This is a genomic window from Streptomyces sp. NPDC092296 (assembly GCF_044755465.1).
Lineage (GTDB): Bacteria > Actinomycetota > Actinomycetes > Streptomycetales > Streptomycetaceae > Peterkaempfera.
In genome coordinates this window covers 1-15,884 of record NZ_JBIVRB010000020.1, presented here as the reverse complement: position 1 = coordinate 15,884, position 15,884 = coordinate 1, and the positions used below count along the sequence as shown (strand labels likewise).

Sequence of the window (15,884 nt, the reverse complement as noted above, 5' to 3'; positions counted from 1 at the left end):
TTACCGTGGGGTGGGGGCCGAGTACGGGAGGCGTCATGCCGGGATCTGTCACCATCAGCCGCCATCAGGAGACACCCACGGTCGACCACGCCGACGCCGAGCGGCTCGCCTCGGTGCTGGAGGAGTGCGCCCGGCTGCTGACGGACTCCGGTGCCGACCGGCTCACCGAGGCGCAGGCCGCTGCGGTGTGCGGCGGCCGGGCGCGCCGTGCGGAGTTCGCGCACTGGGCGCGGGGGCTGGCGGCGCAGCTGCGGCACTCGGCCTGAGGCCGGTGCGGGGTCGGCGGCGCGCGGCGGCGCCGCCGGGACGGGGTGTCCCGGCGGCGCCGCAGCCTGCTGGTCGCAGGGTCAGGGGTTGACGTTGATGGTGAAGGTCGAGGTGGTGTTGCGCACGTCGACCGCGTTGCCGCTCAGCTTGAGGTTGTTGAAGGTGACCGAGCCGACCGCCGGGCCCTGGCCGGACTCGGGCATCTCGTTGGCCCAGAGGCCGAAGCCGGACTTGGCGTCGTAGGCGTCACCGCTCTTGCGGGCGCCGGTGATGGTGACGTTGGTGAAGACGGTGTCCTTGATCGGGTTCTGGGGCTGTCCTCCGACGTAGTTGGTCTGGAACATGACGCCGCTGTAGGTCGGGTCGGTGATGTCCACGTCGCTGACCCGGATGCCCTGGAACACCTTGGAGGCGGAGAAGACCCAGATGCCGGGGAAGGTCTGGCTGCCCCAGAAGTGGCCGCCGGCCCGGACGATCGAGATGTTCTGCAGGTTCGTCGGGTCGGTGCCGAAGCCGTTCATGGCGTAGCCGAAGTCCAGCGAGCTGATGGTGATGCCCGCGTACACCAGCGTGTCCGCGATGTAGATGTTGCGGAAGGTGTTGGCGTACCCGCCGTAGACCGCGACACCGGCGGCGCGCCAGGTCAGCTTGGCGGTGAGGTTCTCGAAGACGTTGTTCTTCTCGTCGGCGCCGCCGGCGTCGATCGCGGAGAACAGCGCGAAGCTGTCGTCACCGGTCGAGCGGGCCTCGATGTTGGTGATGTGGTTGTCGGTGCTGCCGTTGGTCATGTTGATGCCGTCGGCGAAGGTGTCGCGGATGCGCGAGTTCTTGATGGTGATGTTGTCGGTGTTGGCGCCCCAGTAGAGGCAGACCGTGTGCTCGTTCCACACGTTGTCGATGGTGACGTCGGTGATGTTGGAGAAGTCGAAGACCTTGCCCGGTCCGTCGATGCGCGAGGTGTAGTTGCCGAAGTAGGCGAAGTTGGCGAAGGTCGAGCCCTTGGCCGTCCCCTCGGCGCGGAAGCCGACGTCGGTGTTGTCCTGGGTGGTCGGGGCGTAGAACCGGGTGTACCAGGGTCCGGCGCCGATGACCTTGACCGCCTTGCCGTACACCTGGAACTTGCTCGACGTCTGGTAGTCGCCCGGGGGCAGGTAGACGCCGACCAGCTTGCCGGTGGTGTCCATCCGGACCTTGTCCAGGGCGTTCTGCACGTCCTGCTGGGCGAAGCCGGCGGGCACCGCGTAGGAGGCGGGGTCGGGGTTGTCGATCTGGGTGACCTGCTCGAGGTCGATGAAGTCGATCGCGTAGGTGGAGGTGTTGGCGGCGTCCTTCTGGAGCTTGATCTTGCTGCCGGCCGGGACGGTCGTCCCGAGCATGATGTTGGCCTCGTCGTAGATGTGGCGCGGGCCGCCGGAGCCCGGCGAGTTGCCCGGGGAGGTCTCGTCGCCGTACAGCCAGGCGTACTTGGAGGTAAGGTTGATCGGCTTGAGCAGGGTGCCGTTGACGTAGATGTCCAGGGTGGCGTTGATGCCGCCGCCGCCCGGGGCGTCCGGGATGGAGAACCGGGTGACCAGGGTGTTGGTCGCGGCCCGGGTGGTGAACTCCACCGAGCTGCCCGTGGTGTTGAGGGTGACGGCCTTGCGGCCGGACGCCTCGCCGGCCAGGTCGCCGACGGTGCGGTTGGGTCCGACGACGGCCGCGCCGCCGGCCAGGACGCCGTCCTCGGCCTCGTAGGTGTCGTACGGCATGTTGGCGCCGCGGCCGACGAACAGCGGCTGCGAGCTGGTGTTGTTGGTCCGCTTGACCGGCAGCTCGTTGGTGTCGTCCGCGATGACGGTCTTCACGGTGTACTTGCCGTTGGCCGCCGTCCAGGTGCCCAGCGAGACCGGGTTGGTGGTCGCACCGGGGGCGATGGCGCCGCTGTAGGAGCCGGTCAGCGTCTTGAGGGTGCTGCCGGAGGTGGCGTCCACGATGGTCAGCGTGATGGCGTGGGCGCCGCCGGCGGAGGCCACGGTGCCCTGGTTCTTGAGGGCCACCGAGAAGGTCACGGTGTTGCCGGCCGACGGGTTGCCGGGCGTCCAGCTGACCGGCGAGGCCACCAGGTCGGAGCTGTCGACCGGGCGGACGACCAGCGGGGAGGGGCTGTTGTAGGTGTTGTTGGTCTCGTTCTGCTCGATGACCTTGCCGGACTCGTCCACCTTGGCGCTCAGCGGGTAGCTGCCCGCGTCACGGGCGCCGATGGAGGCGGAGACGGTGGTGGAGGCACCGGCGGCCAGCGCGCCGACCGGGGCGGTGGCGACCAGCGAGTCACCCAGGTAGAAGGTGACGTCGGTGGCGCCGGAGCTCTCCGTGCCGATGTTCTTCACGGTCGCGGAGAGGGTGACCGTGTCGCTCTCCACCGGGGAGGCGGGCGAGGAGGTGATGCCGGTGACGGTCAGGTCCGGGTTGGGCGCGGGGGTGCCGATGACCTGGAACTCGGCGATCTGGCCGCCGCCCGCTCCGGTGTTGGAGGCGATCTTCAGCTGCACCTTGGACACCCGGGCGGTGACCGGGATGGTCACGGTGTTGCCCGAGGCCGGGTTGAAGGTGTAGTTGGCCGCGGCCGAGAGCGAGGTGAACGACGAGCCGCTCTGCTCCTGGCCCAGCACCTGGATGTTCTGGGTGCGGGTCGACCAGGCGCCGTCCGGGTTGAGCTTCAGCACGATCGAGGAGACGTCGGCGTTGGCGCCGAGGTCGACGGTCAGCGTGCTGGGGAAGCCGGCGCCCTCCCAGTAGGTGCTGGTGCTGTTGTCGTTGGCGTTGGCCGCCACGAACGTCTGGGTGGTGGACGACGCGGTGATCGGCTTGCCGACGGCCATGTTGGAGCCGTTGCCGCTGGTGGTGCCGTTGCGGGTCACGGTGTTGCTGTTGATGGACTGGTTGCCGGCCGCGTCCTTGGCCCGCACGAAGTACGACACCGTCGCACTGTCCGGCTGGCTGTCGGTGTACGTGGTGACATTGCCCGCCACGCTGCCGCGCAGCACGTTGTTGGCGTAGATGTCGTACCCGGTCACGCCGACGTTGTCGGTGGACGCCGTCCAGGTCAGCTTGATCTGGCCGGAGGCCGGCTGGGTGTAGGCGAGGTTGGCCGGCGCGGTGGGCGCCTGGGTGTCGCCGGTGGCGCCGGTCCGGGTCACGGTGTTGCTGTTGCCCGACTGGTTGCCGGCCGCGTCCTTGGCCCGCACGAAGTACGACACCGTCGCACTGTCCGGCTGGCTGTCGGTGTACGTGGTGACATTGCCCGCCACCGAGGTGCGCAGCGTGCCGTTGGCGTAGATGTCGTACCCGGTCACGCCGACGTTGTCGGTGGACGCGCTCCAGGTCAGCTTGATCTGGCCGGAGGCCGGCTGGGTGTAGGCGAGGTTGGCCGGCGCGGTGGGCGCCTGGGTGTCACCGGTGGCGGGGCCGTACGCCTCGAACTGCGAGAGCTGGGCCGCGGTCCATCCGGTGTTGCCGGTGAAGTTCAGCCGCAGGTAGCGGGTGGTGGTGGCGGCGTCGAAGTTGACGGTGACGGTGTTGGCGGCGGCGGGGTCGAAGACGTAGCCCTTGGACGCGACGATGTCGCTGAAGTTGCTGCCGTCGGTGGAGCCCTGGATCGCGAGGGTCTCGGTGCGCTTCTCCCAGCCGGTGGGGAGCTTCAGCACGACCTTGCTGACGCTGACCGAGGCGCCGAGGTCGGCCCGCAGCCACTGCGGGAAGCTGCCCGCGCTCTCCCAGTAGCTGCCCTGGTCACCGTCGCCCGCGTTGCCGGGGGTGTAGGGGGAGTTGGAGGAGCTGGCGGTCAGCGTGCCGTTGGCGACCAGGTCGGTGCCGGAGGTGGTGGCGCCGTAGACCTCGAACTCGGAGATCTGGGCGGCGGCCCAGCCGGTGTTGGCGGTGATGTTCACCCGGACGTACCGGGTGCTGCTCGCCGGGAAGTTGATCTTCACCGTGTTGCTGGAGGCCGGGTCGAAGACGTACCCGGCGGAGCTGACGAGGGTGGTGAAGCTGGTGCCGTCGGCGCTGCCCTGGACCGCGAGGGTCTCGGTGCGCTTGGCCCAGTCGGCGGAGGCGGGGAGCTTCAGCACCACCTGGGAGATGCTGGTGCTGCTGCCCAGGTCGACCTGGGCCCACTGCGGGAAGCTGTTGTTGGCGCTCTCCCAGTAGCTGGCCTGGTTGCCGTCGTTGAGGTTGCCGGCCGGGTTGTTGCCGTTGGTGCTGCTGACCGAGACCGGTCGGCCGGAGGCCAGGTTGGCGCTCGCCGCCACGGCGGGCTGGACCACCGGGCCGGCGAGGAGCAGCAGTGTGGTGGAGAGCAGGGCTGCGAGGAGCCTTGGTACGAGGCTTCTCATTCTCATGGTCGTCCTCTGTCTCTGGTGGATGGACAGGCTGGGACTGGCGAAGTGGAACTGGGTGCGGCCCGGCCCGTCCGCCCGGCGAGGGGCCGAGCGGACGGGATCGGGGGGATGCTCAGGAGGTGTACGCCTGGAGCTCGGAGAGCTGGGCCGCGGGCCAGCCGGTGTTGCCGGTGAAGGTGACCTTCAGATACCGGGCGGTGCCGGCCGGGAAGGTGATGGTGGCGCTGTTCCCGGAGGCGGGGTCGAAGGTGTAGTCCGCCGACGCCTTGAGGTTGCTGTAGCTGTTGCCGTCGGTGGAGCCCTGGACCTGGAGGGTCTGGGTGCGCTTGGCCCAGCTGCTCGCCGGCGGGACCTTCAGCACCAGGCGCCCGACGGACTGGTTGGAGCCGAGGTCGACGCGGAGCCACTGCGGGAAGGCGTTGCTGTTGGACTCCCAGTAGCTGTTGGCGTCACCGTCGGTGGCGTTGCCCGGCACATAGGTCTGCACGCTGCTGGACGCGGTGGCGGCCTTGCCCTGGGCCAGGTTGGTGTTGGCCGGGGGCGAGGTCGGCGGCGGGGTGGTGGGCGGGGTGGTCGCCGGGGTACCGAAGACCTGGAGCTCGGAGAGCTGGGCCGCCGGCCAGCCGGTGTTGCCGGTGAAGGTGGCCTTGACGTAGCGGGCGTTGCCGCCCGTCAGGGTGACGGTGGCGCTGTTCCCGGTGGCCGGGTCGAGGGTGTAGTCGGCGCTGCCCTTGAGGCTGGACCAGCTGTTGCCGTCGGTGGAGCCCTGGACCTGGAGGGTCTCGGTGCGCTTGCCCCAGGCGCTGGACGGCGGGAGCTTCAGCACCAGGTGGTCCACGTTGACGGTGCAGCCGAGGTCGACCGTGATGGACTGCGGGAAGGCGTTGCTGTTGGACTCCCAGTAGCTGTTGGCGTCACCGTCGGTGGCGTTGGCCGCCGCGTAGGTCTGCACGCTGCTGGTGGCGGTGGCCGCCTTGCCCTGCGCCAGGTTGCCGGTGCCCGACGGGCAGGTCGGCGGGGTGGTGGGGGGCGTGGTGGGCGGGGTGGTCGGCGGCGTCGTCGGCGGAGTCGTCGGCGGGGTGGTGGGGGGCGTGGTCGGCGGGTTGGTCGGCTGGGTGCTGCCGCCGGCCGGGCGGCCGCCGTAGGTCCACTGCGGGGCCGGCCAGTTGCCGGTGCAGGTGGAGCCGGTGTTCCAGCCGGAGTTGCCGCCGCCGTCGGCGATCACCAGGCCGGCGCCGATGCAGTTGTGGATCGGGGTGGCGCTCTGCGCGATGTTCTTGGCGGTGACGTTGGTGAACTTCATCGAGGCGTTGGCCTGGGCCTGGATGGCGTAGGTGCCGGCACCGTCGATGTTGACGTTGGTGAGGTTGATCCCGCTGACGGCGCCCTCGATGGACTGGATGGCCTCGTAGGAGCTGTCCAGGATGTCGGTGTCGCTGACGTTCACGGTGGCGCCGGTGATCGGCTCGTTGAGGCCGTCGAACCAGATCGCCCCGACACCGAAGTTCCAGTTGTAGTCACTGTTGCCGGTGCGGATCAGGGTGTTGCGGGCGGCGGTGATGGTGCCCGCGACGGCGGTGCCGCTGCCGGAGTTGACGCCCGGGTAGCGGTTGGCGATGTGCAGGCCGCCGCCGTTGGAGATGGTGTCCGCCATCACGTTGTCCGAGATGGTGAAGTCCCGGCCGCCGTAGGTGACGATGTTGTTCGCCAGGATCGGCAGCACCACGGTGTTGTGGGTGAAGCTGTCGTTCACGTTGGGCTTGTCCTGCGGCCAGGACGCCAGGCCGTCGTCACCGGTGTTGCGGACGAAGGTGTTGGTGACGGTCGAGTTGGTGACGCCGGTGTGGAAGTTCACGCCGTCGGCCGTCTGGTCCAGGATGCGGCTGTTCTTGATGGTGAAGTGGTCCATCGGACCGTCCATCCAGGCGCCGACCTTGGTGTGCTGCAACCAGAGGTTGTCCACCGTGGAGTTGGACATCGCGCCGCCGAGCGCGTTGACCTGGTCCTCGTCCACCCGCTCCTGGATGTCGCCGATGATGGCGAAGTCCTTGAGGGTGACGTTCTGGCTGGGGCCGCCGTCGCTGACGTACTTGCCGTAGATGCCCGCCGCGTGGCTGCGGACGTTCGGGTCGCGGCCGCCGAGCACGCTGTACCAGGGGCCGGCGCCCGCGAGGGTCACCTTGTCCACGATCACATGGCTGTACAGGGTGAAGTTGCCCTGCGGGATGTAGACCGTCTTGCCCTGTGCCGCACCGGCGTTGACCGCGGCCTGGAACTTGGCGGTGGAGTCGGTGGCGCCGGTCGGGTCCGCGCCGAAGTCCGCGACCACGTCGAGGGCGCCGGCCGGCTTGGCGATCGGGTCCGCGACCTTCTCGAAGTCCGCCAGGTCGATGGTGAAGGTGGGCGACTGGGCGGTGGACGACACCTGGAGCCGGATCTTGGTCCCGGCGGGTAGCGTCGAGCCGAACATCGTCCGGGCCTCGTCGTAGAAGTGGTGCGGGTTGGTGTCACCCGGGTTGTTGTTGAACGGGTAACCGCCGTAGTACCAGCTGTACTTGGAGGTGACGTCGACACTCTTCAGCTTGGACCCGTTGACCAGTAGGTCGATCGAGGCGTTGCGCCCCTTGCCGTCCGGGGAGTCGGGCAGGCTGTAGCGGAAGTCCACCGCGTTGGCGGGCTGGGTGAGCGTGAACTCGACGTACTGGCCGACGGCGTTCAGGGTGACGGCCTGCCGGCCGGACGCCTCGGAGGGGAGGTGTCCGTACTGGCGGTCGGGGCCGATCACCGTGCCGTTGGTGGCGGCGTACTCCGCCTCCTGCTCGACGAACGGCACCGTGGCGCCGCGGCCGCTGACCGCCAGCGGCGACAGGGTGCTGACACCTGCGGCCTGGGCGGTGCCGGCGCTGGTGACGACGGCGGTCAGTACGCCTGCGACGCCGAGCGTGCCGGCGGTGAGAGTGGCCAGACTGCGGCGAAGCCGACTTCTGGGTGGTGACTGCATCGCGGATGCACATCCTTGCTGGTCGTGGGGGGCACGAAGTGGTGGACCAGAGGAGCTCTGCACCCCCCTCCGCGCGGGCAGCCGTACGGGCCGCGTTACGCGGAGGTTTCGGGGGAGCGTGGGAAGACTATGAGGGCCGCCGGATGAAAGTCCATAAGCAGGAGCAAATTTTTGACAGTGTGCTTGCAAGTCTTCGATAGACGGCTCACAGATCGGCTCCTGACCCGCCGGTCAGCGGGCCGGGCCTGCCCGACCGCCGGCGGCGATCAGCCGCCGAATGGGCTGCGCCCGCCCACACCCGTTCGCAAGGAATCGACATCTATTTGTAATGAGTGGACTGACCCCTGGTACGCAGAACGGCGAGGGCCGCGGACTCATCGAGTCCGCGGCCCTCGCCGTCGGGGGGGGTGTGCGGGGTCAGCCGGCCTGGCGCAGCCAGACAGCGGTGTCCGGGGGCAGCTCGCCGTCCAGCGGCCCGGCACTGCCGAGCAGCACGGTGGCGTCGCCGGGCAGCGGTACGGGAGCGTCGGAGAGGTTCACCACGCAGCTGAACCCGTCGCCGCGGTGGAAGGCCAGCACGCCCGGCGCACCGGGCAGCCAGCCGAACTCCGCACTGCGCAGCCCCGGCTCGCTGCGGCGCAGCCGCAGGGCCGTGCGGTAAAGCGACAGGATGGAGTCGGGGTCGGCGGACTGGGCCTCGACCGTGAGGGCGGCCCAGTCGTCCGGCTGCGGCAGCCAGGGTTCGACGCCGTCGGGGCTGAAGCCGTACGGCTGGGTGGTGCCGCTCCACGGCAGCGGCACCCGGCAGCCGTCCCGCCCGGGGTCGGTGCCCCCGGAGCGGAAGTGCATGGGGTCCTGGAGCCGGTCCAGTGGCAGGTTCTCCACCTCCGGCAGGCCCAGCTCCTCGCCCTGGTAGAGGTAGACCGCTCCCGGCAGCGCCAGCGAGAGCAGCGCGCCGGCCCGAGCGCGGCGCAGCCCGAGTGCCAGGTCGGTGGGGGTGCCGAACGCCTTGTCGGCGAAGTTGAAGCGGGTGTCGGCGCGGCCGTAGCGGGTGACGGTGCGGGTGACGTCGTGGTTGCAGAGCACCCAGGTGGCGGGGGCGCCGACCGGGGCGTGCAGGCCGAGGGTGGTGTCGATGGAGGTGCGCAGCTGCTCGGCGTCCCAGGCGCGGGCCAGGAAGTCGAAGTTGAAGGCGGTGTGCATCTCGTCGGGCCGCAGATAGCGGACGAAGCGCTCGGCGTCGGGCAGCCAGACCTCGCCGATCAGCACCCGGGGGTCGTCGTAGGAGTCCGCGATGGCCCGCCAGGAGCGGTAGATGCCGTGCAGTTCCTCGCGGTCGACGAAGGGGTGCGGGTCGACGCCCTTCTCGAAGTCGGGCAGCTGCGGGTCCTTGGCGCACAGCGCGGCCGAGTCGATCCGTACGCCCGACACGCCCCGGTCGAACCAGAAGCGCAGGATGTCCTCGTGCTCGGCGCGGACCTCGGGGTGGTCCCAGTTGAGGTCGGGCTGCTGGGTGGCGAACAGGTGGAGGTACCACTCCCCCGGGGTGCCGTCCGGGTTGGTGGTGCGCGTCCACGGCACGCCGCCGAACTCGGAGACCCAGTTGTTCGGCGGCTCGCTGCCGTCCGGGCCGCGTCCGGGGCGGAAGTGGAAGCGCTCCCGCTCGGGGCTGCCGGGCGGCGCGGCCAGGGCGGCGCGGAACCACGGGTGGGTGTCGGAGATGTGGTTGGGGACGACGTCGACGATGGTGCGGATGCCGAACTGGAGGGCCTCGGTGATCAGCTTCTCGGCGTCGGCCAGGGTGCCGAAGGCGGGGTCGATGTCGCGGTAGTCCGCGACGTCGTAGCCGCCGTCCGCCATCGGTGAGGGGTACCAGGGGTTGAACCAGATGGCCTCGATGCCCAGGTCCGCGAGGTAGGGGAGCTTGGCGCGGACTCCCGCCAGGTCTCCGGTGCCGTCGCCGTTGCCGTCGGCGAAGCTCCGCGGGTAGACCTGGTAGATCGCGGCGTCGCGCCACCAACCCGGACGCTGGGGCTGGGGCTGGGGCTGCTGTACCACGGTGGAGGGTCCTTTCGACCGAGAGCGGGATGAAGTCCGGGCGCGGGCCGGGCCGCCGGCCGTTCCGCGGGGACGGAATGGGCTGGGCCGGCGGCTGCTCGGGGGCGCGACTGGGGCCGTACGGGGGTCAGCCCTTGAGGCTGCCTGAGGTGAGCCCGGACATGATGTTGCGCTGGAAGATCAGGAAGAAGACGATCGTCGGCGCGGAGGCGATGGCCAGCGCCGCGATGATGACGTTCTGCGGCACGCCGGTGGCGAGCGAGTTGATGCCGATGTTGAGCGTCTGGTTGGCCGGGTCCGGCTCGACCAGCAGCGGCCAGAGGAAGTCCTTCCAGACGTTGACCACCGCGAAGATCGAGACGACACCGAGGATCGGCCGGGACATCGGCAGCACGATGGAGCGCAGCGTCCGCAGCGGGGAGGCGCCGTCGATGGCGGCGGCGGCCATCAGGTCCTCGGGGATCGAGTCGAAGAAGCGCTTCAGCAGGAAGATGTTGAAGGCGTTGGCGATGGTCGGCAGCCAGATCGCCCACGGCTTGTTGATCAGGCTGATGTGCAGGATCGGCAGGTCCAGCACGGTGAGGTACTGGGGGACGATCAGCACGGTGGCCGGGATCATCAGGGTGGCGAGCATCAGGCCGAGGATCACATTGCCCAGCACCGGCCTGAGCTTGGAGAGCGAGTAGGCCGCCGCGACGTCGAAGACCAGTTGGAAGGCCAGCGCGCCGAAGGCGTAGTACAGGGTGTTGAAGAGCAGCTTGCCGATGTGCAGCTGGGTCCACGCCTGGCTGTAGGTATCGGTGTGGATCTTCTTGGGGAAGATCGTCGGCGGGTTCTGGATGACCTCGCTGGTGGACTTGAGGCCACCGGTGACCAGCCAATACAGCGGGCCCAGGAAGATCAGGGTGAACCCGAGGACCACGATGGTGAGCACGGTCCAGTAGACGGCCTTGCCGACCGGGCGGTTCAGCTGGGTCTGCGATATCAGGGTGCGGGTTTGTCCGGCGTTCGCTGCCATGGTTGCGGCTCCCGTCCTCAGTCGGAGTTGCGGCTCAGCCGCACGTACACGGCGGAGAACCCGGCGAGTACCAGCAGCATGACCAGACCCAGCGCCGAGGCGCTTCCGTAGTTGTTGAAGTTGAAGGCGTACTGGTAGACGAGGTAGACCACGGTGGTGGTCGACCCCTGGGGGCCGTTGCCGCCGGTCAGCAGGAAGGGTTCGACGAAGACCTGCATGGTGGCCACGATCTGGAGCAGCAGCAGCAGCGAGAGGATCAGCCGGGTCTGCGGGATGGTGACGTGCCAGATCCTGCGCAGCAGGCCGGCGCCGTCCAGCTCGGCCGCCTCGTACAGCTCGCCGGGGATGGTCTGGAGCGCCGCCAGGTAGATCAGGGTGGCGCTGCCCATGTTCATCCAGGTCGAGGCGATGACCACCGAGATCATCGCGGTGCTGGCGGAGTTGAGCCAGAGCGAGGTGGGCAGGTGGAGCGCCGAGAGGATGTGGTTGAAGAGGCCGAAGTCCGGGTCGTAGAAGTACTTGAACAGCAGTACCGAGGCGACCGGCGGCAGCATCACCGGCAGGTAGACCAGGATGCGCAGATAGGACTTGGCGTGCCGCAGCTCGTTCAGCAGGATCGCGACGAAGAAGGGGATGGCGAAGCCGAGGACCAGGGCCAGGCCGGTGTAGAGCAGGGTGTTGCGCCATGCCTGCCAGAAGGCCGGGTCGGCGAAGATCTTGTCCAGGTTCTCCAGGCCGACCCAGCTGGTCTCGCCGCGCTTGGTCTTCTGGAAGCTCATGATCACTTCGCGGACCATCGGGTACCAGGTGAAGAACCCGAAGCAGAGCAGCGCGCCGAGCAGGAAGCCGTGCGCCGAGATGTTCCGCCGCACCTTCCTCCGCAGGCCGCCGCGCTCCTGGTCGCCGGCGGCACCCCGCTGGCCGGGACCCCATCCCCTGGGGCCCCGCCTGGTCTTGTCTTGGGAGACGGTGATCGCTGCCATCGCTTCTCCTGGTTCAGCTGCTGATCGGTCGTACCGGGGCTGCGCGGGGGGCCGGCCGCCGGACCGGCCCCCCGGTTGCCGTTACTGCAGGGACGCGAGGACCTGGTTGACCTGGTTCTCGGCCTCGGAGAGCAGCTTGTCGATGTTGGCGTTCTTGTCGGTCAGCACGGCGGAGACCGGGTTGTCGAGCACCTTGTAGATCTGCTGGGCGTTGGCGGGCTCGGTCACACCGGGCACCGACTTGGCCAGGTAGGGCGCGTAGTTGGCGACCGGCACGGTGGCGCTGGCGGCCTTGGCCTTGTTGTCCGCGTCCAGGGTGGCGCCGCCGAAGAAGAACGGCTCCGGCAGGCCCACGGGCAGGCCGTCGGCCTTGGTGCGGGCGTAGTCGAACTGGCCCTTGCCCATGGTCAGGTACTTGAAGTTGATCCAGGCGATGCCGGCCTTGATCTGGTCGGGCGTGGAGCCCTTCTTGAACATGTAGTCGTCGCCGCCGAGCAGGGCGCCCTGCTCACCCGGCATCGGGCCCATGCCGTAGTCCTCGTAGTTGCCCTTGAGGGTCTGCACCATGTACGTGATGTCGTCCGGCGCGCCGACGTACATGCCGAGCTTGTTGGCGGCCATCTGCGTCATCAGGTCCGGCCACTTCAGGCCCTGCGCGGCGGCCATGCTCTTGTCGGTCCAGCGCATGTCGTACAGGTTCTGCAGGACCTGCTTGCCCTCGGGGGTGTTGAAGGTCGCCTTGGTGGCGTCGTCGTTCACCATCTTGCCGCCGAGGCCGTACAGCTCGGCGGTGTAGTGCCAGCCGCCCTGGTTGGTCGCGCTGTACTCGCCGTAGCCGTAGACGCCGCCGCCCAGCGCCGCGATCTTCTTGGCGTCGGCGCGGATCTCGTCCCAGGTCGTCGGCGGCTGGTCCGGGTCCAGGCCGGCCTGCTTGAAGAGCTTGCGGTTGTAGAGCAGGCCCATCTTGTAGTTGGACTTGGGCAGGCCGTACAGCTTGCCGTCCGACTTCAGGGTGTCCAGCACCGAGGGGTCGATGTCCTTGAGCGCCGGGACGGTCTCGTCGTTGACGTACTGCGAGATGTCCTCGGCGCCACCGGCGTCCAGCACCTGGTTGAGGTCGGTGAAGTAGGTGTAGAAGACGTCCGGCTGGGTCTTGCCCTGAAGCTGGGCGGTGAAGCGGGCCGGCTCCTCGCAGGGCGAGGTGTCCTTGGAGTTGATGGTGACGTTCGGGTACATCGTCTTGAACGCCGCGATGTCCTCCGCCCACTCCTTGCGCTCGGCGGTCTTGGTGGTCGGCGGCTGACAGTCGATGCTGATCGTCACCTTGGCGTTCGGGTCGAGCTTGGCCGAGGACGCGTCGCCTGCGGCCTTGGTGCTGCTCCCCGAACCGGCCTTGCTCTCCTCGCCGCTGCTGCCGCTGCTGCCGGAGCTGCTGCACGCCGCGGCCGAGAGGGCGAGGCCGGCGACTGCGACGGCGGAGACCGCTCTGCGGAGCAGCCGGGTTCTGTTCATGCGGGTGGACCCTTCTTCAAGCACGGTGGACAGTATTCGCGCGGAGGGCGCGCGGTCCGTGTGATCCAGTGGGGGCCCGCTCCGTCCGTCGGACCGGGGCGGGGAGTTCTGCAAGGTCATGCTTTCGGTGGCTCGCCGGACCGCTGGATCGTGGCTGATCGCGGGCCCGGCGGGGCCGGTGCGCGTGGCGGAGCACCTGGTACGGGGCTCCGTTGCCGCGCATTGCCTGCTGGCGCGAGTCACTTAACCATCCGCGACAGATGTCCACAAGATGTCGACTGGATTTCGCAAAAACTCGATACTCAGTCGTGACTCAGCGGTCCGTGGCTGCTGGTTAACGCACCGTGGACGACTGTGCGACGGGGCCGCTGCTGGCCCGCGCGACCAGCTCGGGTTCGAAGAAGATCTCGCCGTGGTCGCCCCAGGTACCGGCGATCTCGGCGGTCAGCAGGTCGACCACCGCCCGCCCCATCGCCTCGATGGGCTGGCGCACCGTGGTCAGCGGCGGGTCGATGCACGTCATGAACGAGGAGTCGTCGTAGCCGACGACGGAGACATCCCCGGGGACCGACAGGCGGTGGCGGCGCACCGCCCGGATCGCCCCCAGGGCGAGCGGGTCGCTGGCGCAGACGATCGCGGTGACACCGTGGCGCAGCAGGCGGGTGGCCGCCGCGTGGCCGCCCTCCAGGGAGAACAGCGCCCGCTCGACCAGCTCGTCCGGCAGCTCGCGGCCGACGGCCGCCGCCTCGACGCGGGCGGCGGCCAGCTTTCTGCGGGACGGGACGTGGTCCTGCGGGCCCAGGACCATGCCTATCCGCTCATGGCCCAGCTGCCGCAGATGCCCGAAGACCTGGGTCACCGCGACGGCGTCGTCGCAGGCCACCCGGGGGAAGTCCAGCCCGTCGACGGCCGCGTTCAGCAGCACGGTGGGCAGGCCGCGCTCCGACAGCAGGTCGTAGTGGCCGTGCGGGGCGTCCTCCTGCGCGTAGGCGCCGCCGAAGAAGACCACACCGGAGACCTGCTGCTGGAGCAGCAGGCCGACGTAGTCCGCCTCCGAGACACCGCCGGCGGTCTGGGTGCACAGCACGGGGGTGAAGCTCTGCTGCGCCAGTGCCGCCCCGACCACCTCGGCGAAGGCGGGGAAGATAGGGTTCTGGAGTTCGGGCAGCACCAGCCCCACCAGCCGGGAGCGCTGCCCCCGCAGCTGGGTGGGCCGCTCGTAGCCGAGGACGTCCAGCGCGGTCAGGACTGCGGCGCGGGTGTTCTCCGAGACGCCCGGCCGGTTGTTGAGCACACGGCTGACCGTGGCCTCGCTCAAGCCGACCTTCTTGGCCACTTCCGCAAGTCGTCGTGTCATACCTGCGATCGTAGGACATCCTAAGCGTGCAATTTTCAGTTGGGTGCTCTCATTTTCCGAAAGCTTGCAAGTCACTGCTCCGGGCCGGGAGTTGCGCCTGGCGGCGGGCAGGGGGTACGGGGGCAGGCTTCGGGGGGCCGCCTGCGGGGTCCGCGCCTGGCGGCGGGCCGGGGACGGGTACGGAGGCTTACGGCGAGCTGCCCCCGGGGACGGGAGTTGCGCCGGGCTGCGGGCAGGGGGCGCGCGGGCAGGGCCCGGGGGCACCGCCTGCGGGGACACGCGCGGCGGCAAGCCGGGGACGGGTACGGAGGCTTACGACGGGCTACCCCCCGGCCGGGAGCCGCGCCAAGCTGCGGGCAGGGGGTGCGCGGGCAGGCTCCGGGGGGCCGCGCGCGGCGGCAAGCCGAGGACGGGTACGGAGGCTTACGGCGGGCTACCCCCCCGGACGGGAGCCGCGCCGAGCTGCGGGCAGGGGGCGCGCGGGCAGGCTCCGGGGGGCCGCCTTCGGGGTCCGCGCCTGGCGGCGGGCGAGGACGGGCACGGAGGCTTACGGCGGGCTACCCCCCGGCCGGGAGCCGCGCCGAGCTGCGGGCAGGGGGCGCGCGGGCAGGGCCCGGGGGCACCGCCTGCGGGGACGCGCGCGGCGGCGGGCGAGGACGGGCACGGAGGCTTACGGCGAGCTGCCCCCGGGGACGGGAGTTGCGCCAGGCCGCGAGCAGGGGATGCGCGGGCAGGGCCCCGGGGGCACCGCCTGCGGGGACACGCGCGGCGGCAAGCCGGGGACGGGAAGGTACGCAGGCTTACGCGGGCTACCCCCTGGCCGGGAGTTGCGCCGGGCTGCGGGCAGGGCCCCCAGGGGCGGCCTGCGGGGTCACGCCTGGTGCCGAGAGGGGCAAGGGCAGGGCAGAGGAGGGCGCGGGGCCACTGCTGCGTTGGACTGCGGCGGGCCGCTCCGGTACGGGAAATGCGCCCGGCTGCGCGCGGGCGGGGTCCGGGGGCGCCGCCTGCGGGGTCGCGCCTGGCGGGGCGGGGCGGACGTACCGGGGCGGGAGAGGGGTCGGGCCGGCGGCGGGCCGGGGACGATCGGGCGGGCGTGTTGGTGGGGTGGGGGTCCGGGGCCGCTGCCTTGCGGCAGGGCGGTAGGAGGACTGCGGCGGGCTGCTCCGGGGTGGGACGTGCGCCGGCGGTGGGCAGGGCGGAGCGGGTAGGCGCAGCCTGGGGGTGCCTCTATGTCTTTCGTCAAGGCGCTCCTGTCGGGTTTGGGGTGGTTCGGGGTTGCTGAGGTTATGCGGCGAGTTCGACGTCCTTCGGT

8 protein-coding genes are annotated in these 15,884 nt (G+C 69.9%); 1 reads left to right on the top strand and 7 read right to left on the bottom strand.

Annotation, left to right across the window (positions count from 1 at the left end; genetic code table 11):
- Window positions 1-35: 35 nt before the first annotated feature.
- On the top strand, window positions 36-266 hold the full coding sequence (locus ACIQGZ_RS27545) for a hypothetical protein (protein WP_402606874.1): 231 nt from the start codon (window positions 36-38) through the stop codon (window positions 264-266).
- 81 nt (window positions 267-347) lie between these two features.
- Here ACIQGZ_RS27545 and ACIQGZ_RS27540 read toward each other — a convergent pair whose 3' ends face one another.
- The 7 genes from ACIQGZ_RS27540 to ACIQGZ_RS27510 all read right to left on the bottom strand — a co-directional run bounded on the left by ACIQGZ_RS27540 (window position 348) and on the right by ACIQGZ_RS27510 (window position 14,572).
- Complete coding sequence (locus ACIQGZ_RS27540) at window positions 348-4,637, bottom strand: discoidin domain-containing protein (RefSeq protein ID WP_402606871.1); 4,290 nt, start codon at window positions 4,635-4,637, stop codon at window positions 348-350.
- 118 nt (window positions 4,638-4,755) lie between these two features.
- On the bottom strand, window positions 4,756-7,644 hold the full coding sequence (locus ACIQGZ_RS27535; protein ID WP_402606868.1) for a discoidin domain-containing protein: 2,889 nt from the start codon (window positions 7,642-7,644) through the stop codon (window positions 4,756-4,758).
- A 417-nt stretch (window positions 7,645-8,061) separates the two neighbouring features.
- Window positions 8,062-9,702, bottom strand: coding sequence for a glycoside hydrolase family 13 protein (locus ACIQGZ_RS27530; RefSeq protein WP_402606865.1), 1,641 nt, complete (start codon window positions 9,700-9,702; stop codon window positions 8,062-8,064).
- 127 nt (window positions 9,703-9,829) lie between these two features.
- On the bottom strand, window positions 9,830-10,720 hold the full coding sequence (locus ACIQGZ_RS27525) for a carbohydrate ABC transporter permease (RefSeq protein ID WP_402606863.1): 891 nt from the start codon (window positions 10,718-10,720) through the stop codon (window positions 9,830-9,832).
- Window positions 10,721-10,737: 17 nt separating this feature from the next.
- Entirely contained in the window at window positions 10,738-11,703 is a 966-nt protein-coding gene (locus tag ACIQGZ_RS27520; RefSeq protein WP_402606860.1) for a carbohydrate ABC transporter permease, read from the bottom strand.
- A gap of 81 nt (window positions 11,704-11,784) precedes the next feature.
- On the bottom strand, window positions 11,785-13,215 hold the full coding sequence (locus ACIQGZ_RS27515) for an extracellular solute-binding protein (protein ID WP_402606857.1): 1,431 nt from the start codon (window positions 13,213-13,215) through the stop codon (window positions 11,785-11,787).
- A 334-nt stretch (window positions 13,216-13,549) separates the two neighbouring features.
- Complete coding sequence (locus ACIQGZ_RS27510) at window positions 13,550-14,572, bottom strand: LacI family DNA-binding transcriptional regulator (protein WP_402606854.1); 1,023 nt, start codon at window positions 14,570-14,572, stop codon at window positions 13,550-13,552.
- Window positions 14,573-15,884: the final 1,312 nt, after the last annotated feature.

Coding starts and splice junctions, on each gene's coding strand:
- ACIQGZ_RS27540 (WP_402606871.1), bottom strand. CDS start 4,637: ATGAGAAGCCTCGTACCAAGGCTCCTCGCAGCCCTGCTCTCCACCACA.
- ACIQGZ_RS27510 (WP_402606854.1), bottom strand. CDS start 14,572: ATGACACGACGACTTGCGGAAGTGGCCAAGAAGGTCGGCTTGAGCGAG.
- ACIQGZ_RS27515 (WP_402606857.1), bottom strand. CDS start 13,215: ATGAACAGAACCCGGCTGCTCCGCAGAGCGGTCTCCGCCGTCGCAGTC.
- ACIQGZ_RS27525 (WP_402606863.1), bottom strand. CDS start 10,720: ATGGCAGCGAACGCCGGACAAACCCGCACCCTGATATCGCAGACCCAG.
- ACIQGZ_RS27545 (WP_402606874.1), top strand. CDS start 36: ATGCCGGGATCTGTCACCATCAGCCGCCATCAGGAGACACCCACGGTC.
- ACIQGZ_RS27520 (WP_402606860.1), bottom strand. CDS start 11,703: ATGGCAGCGATCACCGTCTCCCAAGACAAGACCAGGCGGGGCCCCAGG.
- ACIQGZ_RS27535 (WP_402606868.1), bottom strand. CDS start 7,644: ATGCAGTCACCACCCAGAAGTCGGCTTCGCCGCAGTCTGGCCACTCTC.